This is a genomic window from Enterococcus sp. AZ048, from assembly GCF_051715125.1.
Lineage (GTDB): Bacteria > Bacillota > Bacilli > Lactobacillales > Enterococcaceae > Enterococcus_A > Enterococcus_A gilvus.
The window spans coordinates 2,680,498-2,694,787 of record NZ_JBIOTD010000001.1 but is presented as its reverse complement, the minus strand read 5'-3'; the positions used below and the strand labels follow the sequence as shown (position 1 = coordinate 2,694,787).

Below are 14,290 nucleotides of genomic sequence, written 5' to 3'. Positions count from 1 at the left end.
TTATGTAATTGTTAAAAAAAGGTGGTTAGAAACCGCCAAAGACCAGTCCAAATGGCGAAGAGAATTCCCTTTTCTGGTATGGCTTCACGGAGAATATCATTCAAGCAATTTCGAGTTTGTCAGAAACTGTCTGCAACATCTGGATGTCTGTCTTTGATACAATCTCGCAACTGTATCACCAAAAAATTGCCAAAGATCGAGCGAACGAAGAAGGCATCGTCGTGAATCCACCAAGTCTAGGCAATCGACCAGGTGAAGGCAAAGTGACTTATTCATCAGAGGTCAATTGGGAATGGGGTTAGTTACGCAGGAGCACCTTGGACCGGTGGTGCTAGTTTAGCACTTTCACCTGCATCTACGATAGCATCTGCTGCGATCGTTGAGCATGCGACCGGTGTTTTGGCATCGAGTATTCAGAATATGATGGGTGGAGGTAATTATGGTAGCTCGGGGAATAGTGGTGGATCACGTAGTTTCGAAAATAAAGAGAAGTTAGACGGTCATTATGAAAAACATGGTTCCGAGATGAAAGAGGCTCTAAATAAAAAGAATTATTCGAAGAAAGATTATCTTAATGATGCAAACCATGTTATAAAAGAAGGACAATATGTTCCAGAAATGAATGGTTACATTAAACTTATTGGTGGTAAAGGGAGTGCAAAATATGCTTTTGTAGGTTTAGATAGAAAAACTGGGAATATTACAACAATGCATTTAAAATCTGTTCAGGAACTCATGAAAAAAGCACCTAGTTTAGGTTTAAAAAAATAGCAGGAGGTAGACTATGATCATTGTAAAGGATATAACTTGGATTGATGAGGAATCAAGAGAAGCGGATGTACTATTATCTGATAAAGAATACTTTGTAGAATGTTTCTGTAGTGACTGTAGCTTATCTGTAGGCGATGTGTTTTTTGATATGATTCATGGATTCAACGTGACAAGCATTTATAGGAGTTTTGAAAAAAAAAGTGAAGTTGTTAGAAAAAATGGGATTTACCATCTGAAAGGGCAGCTTATAGACAAAAAAAACTTAACGCTTAGAATTGGAGAATTTAGTTTTGATTTATCCGAAGGGAATGTTCCTAATGATATTAAAGAAAATGAATTTGTTGAAGTAAATCTGTCAAGACTAGATATTTATTAGAAAAAATATCTTGCTGCTTTCTGAGAAAAAATAAGTAAGAAAAAAATGCTTATATACAAGTTAGTACTCTGATAACCTAATCGAGGTAGCTAACAAGATTCAAATAGAATGTAGTCCCCCTCAAATACTAGATGTTTAAAATAGTTCATCTCGTAATATAAGTTTCACGTGTTATATCAAAAGGGTATTCTTTTATTTGTTAACAACCTAAGTTCTATAATGGGCTTAGGTTGTTTGCTATATAGGCATTTATAAAATTTCTGCAAAAAAATCTCATAAATTTATAGGTATGTGTTTTTTTCAAGTTAATCATTCGACAATAATAATCGCCTGCTCGCGGTAAAAGATAATAAAGGCTTACTGATGGCGGCACTCTATGATGGCGACGATAATCGTGTGCTCACCACCAGTCGAACAGAAGATACGACCGCTTATCAGCTCTTTAAACGTCAAGAGAAAAAAGGCAAAGGAAAGTCTTCTAAAACAACGTCTGTAACTAGAGATGGGAAAAATAATGGTTGGAAATCACCGAAGACCAGCCCGAATGGCGAAGAGAATTCACTCTTCTGGTATGGCTTTACCGAGAATGTGGTTCAAGCAATCTCAAGTCTGCCTGAAACAGTCGGCAACCTATGGATGAATGTCTTCGATACCGTTTCACGTGCGTATCATCAAAAGATTGCCAAGGATCGCGCCAATAAAGAAGGTATCGTCGTGAATCCGCCAAGTTTGAGCAACCGACCTGGTGAAGGAAAAGTCACCTATTCTTCTGAGGTGAACGAAGTCTTGATCCCTTATACGACCAGAGAAGATACCTATAGTAACGAGTGTCTCAGCTACACGAACGAAAATACAGTGGAAGTAAATAGAAGAAATATAAAAATAAAAGAGATTTCGAAAAGGATAAGAGAGAAGGAACGTATACTGAAAATGGGCAACGAATTAGAGATTAACATTCAGGATGGGAAGATCCCTGAATTAGAAAAAATGGATTTTTCATCAAGCAGTTTTGATAATGAGGCTATCAATTATTTTTCAATACAACAGATTATATTGAATTAGTGGATGAAGTGACAAGTCGTAAAAAAAGTGCAATATTAGATGTATTTAAAGATACTATGCAGATAGGAGACCCGAAACTTGATCTATTGTCAAATGAATATTTCAGACTAAGTCAAGAAAAGAAGTATTTATCTTTTTTGAGAGAGTATTTGAGATAAATGATAACGAAGCTTATATAGATTTCGCAGGTGAAGATGACAAGCGTAAGATAATAGAAAGAATTGAAAGTCACTGCGAGGGATTAGATAAGATAGATAGACTAATTTATATGAATCAAATCGATATATTAAATAATGGTAATAATTATATATATAAGATTGAAAATATAAATCTTTTAAAACTATTTATCAAAGGTTTTCTTCGAGAAAAAATATGGAACAGTTTATACTTTAACTCACATCCTTTGATTTTAGTCTCCGGTTATGATCTGAGTCTCCCAATTATTTTTGATAATGATAAAGATAAAAAACTTTATGAAAAAATTGCAAATGAGAACAATCTATTTTTGAGTAATTGAAGTCGTTTCTGCGCTATACAAAGAAAGTCGAAGAGAAATCAGCCTCTTCGACTTTTGGATTTGGGTCAATATCTTGGACAAATTTTAGTAGAGACGGTTTTGATACTTTCTCTCTTGAAAGGTCTTCGAACTCGGGAGCGCTGAAACATCCATACAGAATTAGAAATTCAGCAAAAGGGAGTCCTGAAAAAACAAAAGTAAGGTATAAACAAAGGAGCAAATCAATGGAAGAATTAACAGGATATAATTTACCAGAAGGTGAATACTGGCTAAAAAAAGTACAACAGGATGAGAAAGGATCCATGATAATAATAGAGAGCAAACAATTTTTTGTGAAAATTACTTTTGGAGGTTTTGTCTATGCTATGTTAACCGCAAATGAATCTGGACTTCAAAAAAGAGATTATGAATGGCTTGTAAAATACGGAAAAGATTTGAAGTGGGGGCTGTTCAAGTTATCAACTTCAAAGTTTCTTGATTTTATTTCAGATCAATCTTATGGTTTCTATGATGATTGGGGATTAAGACATTTTGTCGTATGGACCAAAGACGATTCTGTTGAGCTAATTATTCATTATGAACCAGAAATAGAAATTCAGGAAAAGAAACTGGAATAGGTAACCTGTCGTAATATTAATTAGACAAGTATTTCCTTAATTAATTACTAGATTAAGTATGAATATCTTATATTGTTTTGATTTTCTTGTATATTCCATAAATGTAGCCGGTATTTTTTCAGTTCTATTATTAGCATAATAAAAGGGACTCACTATAATGGTAAACCACCTCCTGAGCAAAATGAAAATAAGGAATAAACAAAGGAGCAAAATAATGGAAAAATTAATAAGCAATAATTTACCAGAATATGATTACTGGGTAAAAAAAGTACAACAGGATTCGAACGGGACTCTGATAGTATTAGAGAGCAAAGAACTTGTGATAAAAATTCTTTTTGCAGGTTTTGTCTATGCCATGCTATGTTCAGATGAATCTGGACTTCAAAAAAGAGATTATGAATGGGTCAGAAAATTCGGAAAAGACCTAACGTGGGGTTTTTTCAAACTAACAACTTCAAAGTTTCTTGATTTTATTTCAGACCAAACTATGGGTATCTATGATGATTGGGATTTAAGACATTTTGTTGTATGGACTGAAAACAATTCTGTTGATTTAATTGCTCATTATGAACCAGAAATAGAAATTCAGGAAAAGAAATTGGAATAGTTGTATGTCCAAGTTTATCTAATAATCATCTAGGGGAATACTTTCAACTAATCCACTCAAAAAAGAAGATTGCTTCCATGAATTTAGAGGACCACTATAGAAAAATTGAGAAGAATCAAGTTTATTGGAACTAAAAGTGACTATAAACTCAAAATACTTTTCAAAAATCAGAATAAAATAGAAGTTTCAAGTTAAAACCAATGCATAAGCAAGTAAGGAAAAGGTTGAGATTTTTTGTGACTACCTAAAAGAGACTAAAGAATTCTCAGCAAAAATCATCTTTTTTATGATATAGTAAATAAAAATGTAAACGCTTCAAATAGAATGGAGGAATGCTATGGACTATCGGGGACCAATGCTGGTAGTGAAGGATATGGAGCGGTCAAAGGCCTTCTATCGAAAGATTCTTGAGGTAGCGATCGTATCGGATTTTGGTGAGAATGTGACCTTCAACGGCGGCTTGTCGCTGCAAACAGAAGAATCTTGGATACGTTTCACTGGCTGTGACCAAGAGATATTCAACTATCAGAGCAACACGGTGGAATTTTATTTTGAAACGAAGGACTTTGACGGATTTCTTGAACGGATCAGCGGCGAGGAGCTGGATTTTTTACGAGACGTCGCAACGATGCCTTGGGGGCAGCGAGTGGCGTGCTTCTATGATCCAGATAAGCATGTGATCCAAGTTGGCGAGGATCTGACGGTCATGGTGAAACGGCTAGCCGCTGAGGGAATGTCCGTGGATGAATTAGGGGAAAAAACGTTTCTTGGAAAAGAAATGGTTGAAAATATGTTAAAGAGCTAAAAAAAGAGGAGCCACGCGAAGGGATAACGGTCGCGTGGCTCCTCTTTTTTAATGTTCAAATTGTGCTTGATGCAGTTGGTAATAGCGGCCTTGCTTGGCTAATAGTTCTTCGTGAGTGCCTTGTTCAACGATATTGCCGTCGTTGACCACTAAGATCAGGTCAGCTTCGCGAATCGTGGAGAGGCGATGAGCGATGATGAAGGAAGTCTTATCGATCATCAGCTTGCCCATGGCTTCTTGAATCTGCAATTCGGTTTGCGTATCGACATTTGAGGTTGCCTCATCTAAAATCAGCAGCTCGGCATTTAAAAGCATCGCCCGAGCGATCGTTAATAGCTGCTTTTGCCCTTGAGAGATCGCCAAGCCATCCTCGGTCATCACCGTATCGTAGCCTTTTGGCAATTGCATGATAAAGTCGTGGATGTGGGCGGCTTTGGTTGCTTGGAGGACATCCGCCATCGTGGCGTCGTCGTTTCCATAGGTCAGATTCTCAAAAATCGTTCCGGTGAAGAGCCACGTATCCTGCAAGACCATCGCGTATTGCTTCCGCAGGCTGCTGCGGGTCGCTTCTTTGATGTTCTGACCATCTAAATAAATGGCGCCGCTGTCGGGATCATAAAAGCGCATCAGCAAATTCACGATCGTCGTTTTTCCAGCGCCTGTTGGTCCGACGATCGCGACGACGCTGCCGGCTGAAACAGCAAAGGACAGGTCGTTGATCACGGGTTGATTCGCTTGATAGCCGAAGGAGACATGGTCGAAACGGACCTCTCCGCGGGCTTTTTGGAACACATGGGCGTGGGGCACATCTTGCACTTCCGGTTCTTCGTCTAACAGCTTGAAGATTCGTTCGGCTGCGGCGATCGAGGATTGCAGGTCGCTGAAGATGTTTGCCAGCTCATTGATCGGTCCAGAGAATTTCCGTGAATACAACACGAAGGAAGACAATTTTCCTAACGTCAGGTGTCCAAAGAGAAACAGGAAGGCACCTAAGATACTGATCAATGACAAGGAAACGTTATTGATGAAGTTGACGGAAGGCCCCGTCATACTGCCGTAGTATTCGGCATTGTAATAGGCGGACATGGCTTCTTCGTTTTTCTTGCCGAAGCGAGCGATCATCGTCTCTTCCTGGTGGTAGACTTTGGTGGTTTGTTCACCAGACAACAGCTCTTCAGTCAGTCCATTCAATTCCCCCAGTTCGGCGGATCGTTTTCGGAATAACGGCTGAAATTTTTTGGTTAAAAAGCGCGTCAACAGAATCGAAGCGGGCACCGTCACAAGGAAGATCGTCACCATCAGGGGCGAGATCACCAGCATCATGACGAAGGAACCGATGATCGTCACTAAACTGCTGAGCACTTGGACCGAGTCACTGGCTAGTGACGTATTGATCGTATCGATGTCGTAGCTCATGCGGCTGACGATATCTCCCGTCTGGTGCTGATCGAAATAGCCGACAGGCAAAGAAACGATTTTTTCAAATAGATCCTTTCGCAGACGAAAGGCGATTTTTTGGCTCAAATAGATCATCAAGCGGCTGATGCCGTAGCTCAGGATCGCTGAGGCAACGTAAAAGCCGACCATCAAACTACAATAGTAGAACACTTTGTCAAAGGCGACACGGCCTTTGCCGATCTGGATCGCGTCAATGGCGTACCCAGACAGCAGGGGTCCGACCAAGGCGAAAAGATTGCTGGCGATCGTTAAAATGACAGCCAAAACCAACAGCCATTTGAATTGATACAGATAGCCCCATAAACGGAGCAGTGTGCCTCTGCGTGAATCCTTAGTCTTCAATGGCTTGCCCTCCTGTCTGTCCTTGGTAGATTTCTTGATACGTCGCATTTTCAGCCAAGAGCTCCTCATGAGTCCCATAACCGATCATTTTTCCTTTGCTTAATAACAAAATCTTATCCGCGTGTTGGATCGAGCTGACCCGTTGAGCGATCAGGATTTTCGTTGTTGAAACGAAATGCGTCCGCAAAGCTTTCCGCAGATTAGCATCGGTATGGTAATCCAATGCGCTGGAGGAGTCGTCTAAGATCAACAAATCCGGTTGCCCGATCAATGCACGAGCCAGCAGCACCCGTTGTTTTTGCCCGCCGCTGAGATTTTGTCCTTTGGCTTCCAAAGGGTGATCTAGTCCGTCAGGTAATTTATCAATAAATTCACGTGCCTGCGCATCATCGATCGCCTGCTGGAGTTCTTCTTCTGAAAAAGACCGACCAAATAAAATGTTTTCTCGGATCGTATCCGCAAAGAGGACATCCTTCTGCAAAACTGCGCCGATTTTTTGATGGAGGGCATCCAGAGAATAATGCTTGATCTCTTGCCCATCCAAGAGAATCTGTCCCGACGTTCGATCGTACAAACGCAAGATCAGGCTGGCAATCGTTGTTTTTCCGCTGCCTGTCGCACCCATGATCCCTAAGGTTTCCCCGGGATTGACTTGGAAGCTGATTTTTTCGATCGCAGGGCCGCCATCTGGGTAAGCAAAGGTCACCTCTTCAAAAACCAAGGTGGTATCCGCGACGTTTCGCTGTTCCAAGGTACCGGGTACGACGGTGGGCTTCTTCCGCAAGACTTCTTTAATACGGTTGGCAGAAGCGAGTCCGCGAGAATACAAAACGAAGATCCGCGTGATGGACAGCATCGCATTCAAAATAATCGTGAAGTAGGTCAAGAAGGCGACGATGACCCCCGGTTGCGTCAATCCAGCATTCACGCGGTAGGCACTAACGACGATCACGAGAGTCAGGCCCAAGTTCAAGAATAGATCCAGCAGGGCAGGGGAAGCGGCCAACGTGACATTTGCCGTTGTTTCAGCCGTCACTAACGATTGATTGACCGTTTCAAAACGCTGCCGTTCATACGCTTCTTTAGATAATGCCTTGATGACACGAGACCCGGTCACATTTTCACGCACCGACAAAACGAGCTGATCGACCTGCTTTTGCAGCTTGCCGAAAAGCGGCACGCCTTTTTTAGAAATGTGTGTCACCATCACAAAAATAATGGGCATCACAGCGACCAATACTAGCGTTAAGATCGGGTCTAGCGTGGTAGTGATCAAGATACCGCCGACTAACAAAATCGGTGCACGAATCCCCATCCGCATCATGACACCGAGGGTCAAATGAATATTATAAGTGTCAGATGTTACACGTGAAACTAATGAGGAGACCCCGACTTCTTCGACTTGTGTCGTATCTAAGTAGGTGATTTTTTGAAAAAGATCGCCGCGAAGATGTTCGGTCGTATCCTTTGCGACCCGTGAGACCATGCGATTGGCGAGGATGTTCGCCCATAAAGCGAAGGCGGAGGCTGCCAACATGACACCACCCCAAAAAAGGATCTTCTTCGGCTCTTTTTCTGGAATGACATGGTCTAAAATATAGGCCAGATTCCATGGCAGGACCAATTCCATCATAGTTCCTAGAAATTTAATGATCACACCCAAGGTGACACGGGTGCGATAGGGTTTTAAATAGTTCAAAATCAAGTTCATTGTTCTTCGTCATTCCTCCTTTTTGCACATTTCTGCTTCGGCCTTCTCCATGATCGTCTGCAATCCCGTCAATACGGCTTCTTGCTGTTCTACCGAGAGTTCGTCTAGCAACAGTTGGTTCCAATCGGCTAAGATCGCCCGAATTTTAGGTGCCAACGCCAGGGCTTTTTCGGTTGGGAAAAGCCGCAGCTTGCGTGCGTCACGGGCGCAGCTTTGTCGAAGGATGAATCCTTTTTGTTCCAATTGAGCGACTTGACGGGCGACGTTGCTTTTGTTGATAAAAATCTTGCAGGCCAGCTCCTCCTGAGAAATGCCCGGCTCTCCGCAGACCGTCAAAATATAAGCATGATGCATTTCGCCTAAGCCTATTTTTTTAAACTCCTTTTCGCGATAAAGAGCGGACAACCGTGAGATACGATTGACCATCTTTACAAAAGAATCCATCTATTTTTCCTCCTTGATACGTTCTGATTAAAACAAGCATCTAACAGTATAAAAGAAAAACGTTGCGGGCGCAACGATTTGAAATGGATGAGACACAGATCGCTTGAAGAATAACCCAAAAAATGAATAAAAAGGAAAGAAAAAAGAATTTATTTTTTATTGGATATTTCGACTGTTTTCGAGGATTAAAGAGTAAAGCTACGGTAAAGTTGAAAGCGGATACACTCTTGAGTTGCGGATGTTTTTACCCAAAAATTAAATTTTATATTGCAAAAATGGCTGAGACATTCTTTAGGAATGCGGGTAGAATATATGTGTAACCACTCGTATGTACAATGAAGGTATTTTTAGTTCTTTCTGGTCGTGTCGCGGGAAAGGACTGCGGCCTATTTTTTCCAGAACCAAGCAGCATAGAAGTTTATAAAACAAACCTACATAAGAAATCCGTTCATTGTAATTTTAATAGTGACAGCATGCTGAAGGGTGAGGGGGACTCGATCAGTGACTCTGTTCCTTCGCATTCTCCTTGGTAGATGGGAAAATGCCGCAAGTCAGAGAACTAAGAGGACGTTCAGGTGAAGCTTACACTGTTAGGAATGAACGGTGGGGAATGATCAGCACTCATTGAAGGACTTTTAAGTGATGGATGGGATGCATCATTATCGAAGGAGGAATCAAGGATGCGGATTGGTGTCAGCATCCTTGATTTTTTTCAGTTCACTGATCGTCTTCAACAGCTAGAGAGAGGCTTTAGGGATTCAAGAAGGAAAGAAGGGGAAGTTATTCATGAAAAAGATTGTTATGGTCATTTGCGGGGCAGCGGTAGTTTGTTGGGGAGTTGCCAGCCTGCGCAGCGGAGCATTGAAAGCAGACGAACTGCTTCAAGAATCTGCCATTGTTGAAACGACTGTGCCAGAAAGTTCGGTCGCTGCACCTGTGGAAGCGCCAGCGCCAACCGTTCCAGCACCGGATCCGCCATCAGAAGCGCCGGCACCAGAACCTGCGCCAGCGCCGGAAAATCCTACACCAGAGGCCCCCGCAGCGGAGTCTGCTGCGGTGCCAGAAGTGCCGGTCGAGCAGCCGGCGGAAGAGACGGTGCCGCCGAAGGAACCTGCGGGGGAGGCAACACCGGAAAGCAGCACGGTCGAACAACCATCAAGTGAAAGTACGAGTAAAGAAAGTTCAAGTGTCGGCAGCTCGTCAAGCGAGAGCAGTACCAGCACTACGACCAGCCAACCTCAAACATCGACTACGACCAGCACAACGCCGACGACAGAACAACCCTCGACGTCAAGTGCCGGCACGGGGACGCCGAGTACGAGCAGCAGCACGAGCGGCGGTTGGTCAAGCGGTACGGGAACGACCCCGTCTTCTACGACGCCAAGCGCTAGTCAGGAAGACCCGCAACCTAGTCCGCCAACACCTAGTGATGTACCGCCGCAGCAGGTGCCAGCACCGCCTGCACCGAGCGAGCCGAATGTTCAGACGAGCCCGGCGATCACTCAAGAGACACCTGACGCATTCTCGGAGACTAGCACTTTGCAGCTGCCGAGTGATCTGAAAACGTCGGAAGTGGCACAGTCAGATCTGAAGGGCTATGAATTGCCGCTGCTTTCGAGCATTGAGAATAAAGCGCAAGCAGCCTTGATCTACGACGGGATCAAAAAGCTAGGGAAAGAGCAGACCGCAGAATTCACTGCTGAACAATTGGCGGGTACTCTCTACCAAGACCTTTTCGCGATCGAGACCGCAGGAACACCTGTGAAGATGAAGGATGAGATCAGTGCCGGCAGTCTGCTCTATCAAAAGAAAAAAGACCAGCTAAAAGTAGTGGGCGTGTCTATCGGCAAAGAGTATTACTTGACTGTCGAAGATGTCGACGTGGAGGCCTCTGCCGAACCAACGGAAACAGCGAACTCGAACACAGAGAATAAGGAAAAAGAAAAGAAAAGCGATAAAAAAGAAAAGCAGCGGCAGGTCGTTCTTCAGCCGATGTCGATGGAAGACGAGCTATTCGTTCAACCTTTGCCAGACGTGACGCTGACAGAATATGGACAAACGATCTTGAAGGAGTATCCGGCGTCCCACAATTTTACTGAAAATGAAGGGGCGAAGACCTTTATTTCAAAGGTCGCAGAAGACGCTCGCAAGCTGGGACAGGAATACGATGTTTTTGCGTCCGTGATGATCGCGCAAGCCTTGTTAGAGAGCGGTTCCGGGACCAGCGGACTGTCCTTGCCGCCGAATCACAATCTCTTTGGGATAAAAGGTACCTACCAAGGACAAGCCGTTTCGATGGCGACGCAAGAAGACCGCGGAAATGGCGCGCTCTATTCGATCAATTCGGCGTTCCGAAAATACCCGAATTATGCAGCCTCATTAGGGGATTATGTGCAGTTGCTGCGAGGCGGGATCTCTGGAAATGACGGCTATTACCAAAAGACCTGGCGCTCTACGGCAAAGAATTATTTGCGGTCGACCCAAGCCTTGACGGGCACCTACGCTACCGATACTTCTTATAATAGAAAGCTGAATTCGATCATTGCTGTGTACCATTTGACGCAATATGACCGTCCGAAGGTGGATCAATCCTCCGGCGTCTTCATTAAAGGAAAAGCAGAGATTCCAGCAGAATACCGTTCTCTGATGCGTTATCCAGACTATAATGGCGTAAATTACAACACGTCGGGCTCTTATCCAGTCGGCCAGTGTACCTGGTATGCCTTTAATCGGGTGAAGCAGCTAGGTAAGAGTGTGGATGATTTCATGGGCAACGGCGGAGAATGGGGATCAAAAGGAAAAGCTCTGGGGTATGAAGTCAGTCGCGAACCAAAAGCCGGCTGGTTGATCTCCTTTACACCAGGCACCGCAGGCTCAGATCCTCGTTACGGACACGTGGCGTTTGTTGAAGCAGTCAAGCCGGAGGGGATCTTGATCTCGGAAGGCAATGTTTATGGGGGAACAGTTATTTCTTATCGCGTCATTGATGCGAATTTAGCGAAATCAGATTTAGTTACGTATATCAAAGCAAAATAAAGGGGTGCCATCACTCGTGGCAAATACGCACTATGGACACGCAGAAGATTCGCCAAATGACAGGAGAAACAAGCTTTTGACGGTGGTGGTCCTAGTTCTCCTGTCTGTAACGCTGCTGCTTGTAGTGAGAGGACAAGTGCAAAAGCATTACAGCGTCCACACGATCTCAGGAACGTCCATGACACCGACATTGACTGAAAAGGATCAGGTTCTCGTAAAAAAGAAGACGCTGATCCAGCGCTACGACATCGTTGCATTTTCTGTCCGAAAGGAAGAGGGCATGTTTGTCAAACGCGTGATTGGGCTGCCTGGCGACAAGATCTTTATACGAAATGAACGAATGGTGTTGGACCTAGGAGAGCAGGGAGATTTTGAAACGACCTACACGTATCAGCTTTCACCAACGGTGGCGGAGGAATTTCAAACACTCAACACCATTCCAGAAGAGGTCTATTTTGTGATCGGTGATCATGTGGATGTTTCTAAAGACAGTCGGACTTTTGGATTTGTCCATCGAAAAGCCATCGAAGGGACCGTCCAATTTCGCTTTCCAGCGATCCATCTTGCTCGTCCGAATAACGAATAGAAAAGGGGAAAACACGTGATGATCATTAATTGGATCTGCATTGGACTTATCATTCTAGCACTCCTCGTGTGGGGATTTCGAATGATTATCAATGTCCGGCTGCAGATGATCAAACCGCCAAGAGATGCTTCGGTGACATTTCAGCGAAAGCTGGATTACGTCAAGCAGATCCAGCAAGCCAAACACGTATCGTCGCTGCTGTTCATTACCTTCTGTTTAGCACTGGGGATACTTTTGACCACCTATAAGACCTCCCAAACACAGGAGCAGCTCTACGCATTAAACGAGCAGAACAATCTGTTGAAGGATGAGTTACAATTGATGAAAAAGGAACAAAAAAAATTGGTCAATAAACTACCGGTCAAAGAGTACCCGCCAGAGGGCATCGGCTTACAAGACTATTCTTGGAAGGAATTGTTCTCCGAAGAAAGTCGCGAGACGCAATACACGATGGAAAGCGACCTTTCGAATAAACTCAGTCCTTACTTTGGTTTACCGACGACACTGATCGTCTTAGATATACCGACTCAAACGTTGAACATTGCTTTGGCTGGCGATTTGACCAGCGAAGCCAATCGGAAACAGATCAAAGAAAATATCAAGGCCTTTGCTGCTGAAGCAGAGGGGGTATCGAATCTGACACAAATCACGTTCCAGCTGAATGTAAGGGATGGGGAGAAACAAACGCAAGATTATAGCTGCACTTTCTCTCGTGAGAATGGAGAAGATAAATTTGCGATGATCCAAGAAGACTAACGGAAAGAAGGGAAAAAGATGGTAGCACAGCAAAAAAAGAACGGATGGTTTTTCAATAAAAACATTATCGATGAGATCAATTCCGTTCCTGAAGAGAAAGTGGAAACTGACACACCGACCCATGTCCAGCCGCAGGCCCAAGCGCACTCACAAGCAAAACCTGCGCCGACATTAAAAATGGTCTCTGACAACACCGTTCCTGAGTCGCCGGAAAGGCAAGCAGAAGAGATCAAAGAATTGAAGCGATTGATTTTTGAAAAAGAGCAGGTGCTGCAAAAGTATAAAAAAGAGTCGGCCGCACAAACACAGCAGCTGACAAAAGAAAATGAAAACTATCGGCAATCTGTTTTACGAATGGGCGAGGAAAAAGCCCAAAATCGGCGGCAGATCCAAGACCTGGAAGCCGAAGTCCAACGTGCACGGCAAGAAGTCCAGCGTCTGAAAGAGACACAGGAATTAGACAATTTGAAGCAGCAATTAGAACAAGTGCAGGAAGAAAACGAGAAATTAAGAAATTCTGTTGCCCATTTGGCGACCGTCGAACAGGAACTGCAAGAGATCCATGAGGAGCATCAGGCCTTGATTGCTCAGCAAAAAGACGAAGAAGTCCAACGTCTGGAAAAAATCCATCAGCTAGAAGCGCAGATCAACGAATTGTTAGTTGAGATCAATGAAAAGGATGAACAATATTCTCAACTGGACAAAGTAATCGTTGAAAAGGATCAAGCGATCGATCAAATGTCGGAAGAACAGGCAGCCAATGAGCGCTATGAAAAGGAATTAGCAGAGCTGCGGGAAAAAATGGCTGGATTAGCTGCGGAAAATGCGGAGCTGAAGCAAGAAGCGACTTCGACCCAACAAGAAATCGGGGAGGTCTTGATCACCGCTCGGAAACAAGCCAATCGGATGGTTGAAAAATCAAAGATGGAAGCGTATCGGATCATTGAAGAAGCTAAAAATGAATTGGCGACGATCAATGAGCAAGCCAAAGAAATCTCTGAAGAAGTCAATGAATCTCGCCAATCGGTTCTTTCTATGTATGAAGAGTTACAAACTCGAGTAAATATCCTTGCGCAAGGAAAAATGCAAGAAGATGTAACAAATAATAAGTTGATCAATTTTGAAAAATAATTTTGTGACGCCTCAAGACATCCTCCTAAATCGGCGGGTGTCTTTTTTTTAGCGAGGAGACGACGCGTCTT

At 43.5% G+C, this 14,290-nt stretch carries 14 protein-coding genes and 1 pseudogene; 12 read left to right on the top strand and 3 right to left on the bottom strand.

From position 1 onward, the window contains the following. Positions 1-116: 116 nt before the first annotated feature. The 8 genes and pseudogenes from IGI66_RS13250 to IGI66_RS13215 all read left to right on the top strand — a co-directional run bounded on the left by IGI66_RS13250 (position 117) and on the right by IGI66_RS13215 (position 4,755). The gene (locus tag IGI66_RS13250) at positions 117-302 is read left to right on the top strand and encodes a hypothetical protein (RefSeq protein WP_438849224.1); all 186 of its coding nucleotides are present in this window, start codon (positions 117-119) and stop codon (positions 300-302) included. A 118-nt stretch (positions 303-420) separates the two neighbouring features. After that, a complete protein-coding gene (locus IGI66_RS13245) occupies positions 421-771 on the top strand; it encodes a hypothetical protein (RefSeq protein WP_438849223.1) in 351 nt (116 codons plus the stop codon). Between the two features lie 13 nt (positions 772-784). After that, a complete protein-coding gene (locus IGI66_RS13240; RefSeq protein ID WP_438849222.1) occupies positions 785-1,147 on the top strand; it encodes a hypothetical protein in 363 nt (120 codons plus the stop codon). A 363-nt stretch (positions 1,148-1,510) separates the two neighbouring features. After that, entirely contained in the window at positions 1,511-2,209 is a 699-nt protein-coding gene (locus IGI66_RS13235) for a hypothetical protein (protein WP_438849221.1), read from the top strand. 512 nt (positions 2,210-2,721) lie between these two features. Then, a pseudogene (locus tag IGI66_RS13230) lies at positions 2,722-2,814 on the top strand (IS6 family transposase); the annotation flags it as partial. Between the two features lie 136 nt (positions 2,815-2,950). Further along, positions 2,951-3,343 (top strand): hypothetical protein, encoded by a 393-nt coding sequence (locus IGI66_RS13225; RefSeq protein ID WP_438849220.1) that lies wholly within the window; start codon positions 2,951-2,953, stop codon positions 3,341-3,343. Between the two features lie 214 nt (positions 3,344-3,557). Continuing rightward, positions 3,558-3,950 carry a hypothetical protein gene (locus IGI66_RS13220; RefSeq protein ID WP_438849219.1) on the top strand — a complete coding sequence of 131 codons (393 nt, stop codon included), beginning with the start codon at positions 3,558-3,560 and terminating at the stop codon, positions 3,948-3,950. A 337-nt stretch (positions 3,951-4,287) separates the two neighbouring features. Further along, a complete protein-coding gene (locus tag IGI66_RS13215) occupies positions 4,288-4,755 on the top strand; it encodes a VOC family protein (protein WP_086306293.1) in 468 nt (155 codons plus the stop codon). A gap of 48 nt (positions 4,756-4,803) precedes the next feature. Here the strand turns inward: IGI66_RS13215 and IGI66_RS13210 are convergent, their stop codons facing one another. Genes IGI66_RS13210 through IGI66_RS13200 form a run of 3 tightly spaced genes read right to left on the bottom strand, consistent with a single transcriptional unit; the run spans position 4,804 to position 8,710 of the window. After that, on the bottom strand, positions 4,804-6,603 hold the full coding sequence (locus IGI66_RS13210) for an ABC transporter ATP-binding protein (protein WP_438849218.1): 1,800 nt from the start codon (positions 6,601-6,603) through the stop codon (positions 4,804-4,806). Continuing rightward, positions 6,545-8,266, bottom strand: a complete 1,722-nt coding sequence (locus tag IGI66_RS13205; RefSeq protein WP_438849217.1) for an ABC transporter ATP-binding protein — start codon at positions 8,264-8,266, stop codon at positions 6,545-6,547. The genes IGI66_RS13210 and IGI66_RS13205 overlap by 59 nt, the downstream gene beginning before the upstream one ends. 9 nt (positions 8,267-8,275) lie before the next feature. Beyond that, entirely contained in the window at positions 8,276-8,710 is a 435-nt protein-coding gene (locus IGI66_RS13200; protein ID WP_438849216.1) for a MarR family winged helix-turn-helix transcriptional regulator, read from the bottom strand. A 786-nt stretch (positions 8,711-9,496) separates the two neighbouring features. On the opposite strand from IGI66_RS13200, the gene IGI66_RS13195 reads away from it, so the two are divergent. Genes IGI66_RS13195 through IGI66_RS13180 form a run of 4 tightly spaced genes read left to right on the top strand, consistent with a single transcriptional unit; the run spans position 9,497 to position 14,219 of the window. Beyond that, positions 9,497-11,746, top strand: a complete 2,250-nt coding sequence (locus tag IGI66_RS13195; protein WP_438849215.1) for a glucosaminidase domain-containing protein — start codon at positions 9,497-9,499, stop codon at positions 11,744-11,746. 16 nt (positions 11,747-11,762) lie between these two features. Then, entirely contained in the window at positions 11,763-12,332 is a 570-nt protein-coding gene (gene lepB, locus IGI66_RS13190) for a signal peptidase I (RefSeq protein ID WP_114525115.1), read from the top strand. Positions 12,333-12,347: 15 nt separating this feature from the next. Continuing rightward, positions 12,348-13,088 (top strand): hypothetical protein, encoded by a 741-nt coding sequence (locus IGI66_RS13185; RefSeq protein WP_438849214.1) that lies wholly within the window; start codon positions 12,348-12,350, stop codon positions 13,086-13,088. Positions 13,089-13,106: 18 nt separating this feature from the next. Continuing rightward, positions 13,107-14,219 (top strand): hypothetical protein, encoded by a 1,113-nt coding sequence (locus IGI66_RS13180; RefSeq protein WP_086306299.1) that lies wholly within the window; start codon positions 13,107-13,109, stop codon positions 14,217-14,219. Positions 14,220-14,290: the final 71 nt, after the last annotated feature.

Bases quoted from the DNA above. Each gene is read 5' to 3' on its own strand.
- IGI66_RS13210 (WP_438849218.1), bottom strand. From the start codon at position 6,603: ATGCGACGTATCAAGAAATCTACCAAGGACAGACAGGAGGGCAAGCCA.
- IGI66_RS13235 (WP_438849221.1), top strand. From the start codon at position 1,511: ATGGCGGCACTCTATGATGGCGACGATAATCGTGTGCTCACCACCAGT.
- IGI66_RS13200 (WP_438849216.1), bottom strand. From the start codon at position 8,710: ATGGATTCTTTTGTAAAGATGGTCAATCGTATCTCACGGTTGTCCGCT.
- IGI66_RS13245 (WP_438849223.1), top strand. From the start codon at position 421: ATGATGGGTGGAGGTAATTATGGTAGCTCGGGGAATAGTGGTGGATCA.
- IGI66_RS13225 (WP_438849220.1), top strand. From the start codon at position 2,951: ATGGAAGAATTAACAGGATATAATTTACCAGAAGGTGAATACTGGCTA.
- IGI66_RS13205 (WP_438849217.1), bottom strand. From the start codon at position 8,266: ATGAACTTGATTTTGAACTATTTAAAACCCTATCGCACCCGTGTCACC.
- IGI66_RS13195 (WP_438849215.1), top strand. From the start codon at position 9,497: ATGAAAAAGATTGTTATGGTCATTTGCGGGGCAGCGGTAGTTTGTTGG.
- IGI66_RS13180 (WP_086306299.1), top strand. From the start codon at position 13,107: ATGGTAGCACAGCAAAAAAAGAACGGATGGTTTTTCAATAAAAACATT.
- IGI66_RS13215 (WP_086306293.1), top strand. From the start codon at position 4,288: ATGGACTATCGGGGACCAATGCTGGTAGTGAAGGATATGGAGCGGTCA.
- IGI66_RS13240 (WP_438849222.1), top strand. From the start codon at position 785: ATGATCATTGTAAAGGATATAACTTGGATTGATGAGGAATCAAGAGAA.
- IGI66_RS13220 (WP_438849219.1), top strand. From the start codon at position 3,558: ATGGAAAAATTAATAAGCAATAATTTACCAGAATATGATTACTGGGTA.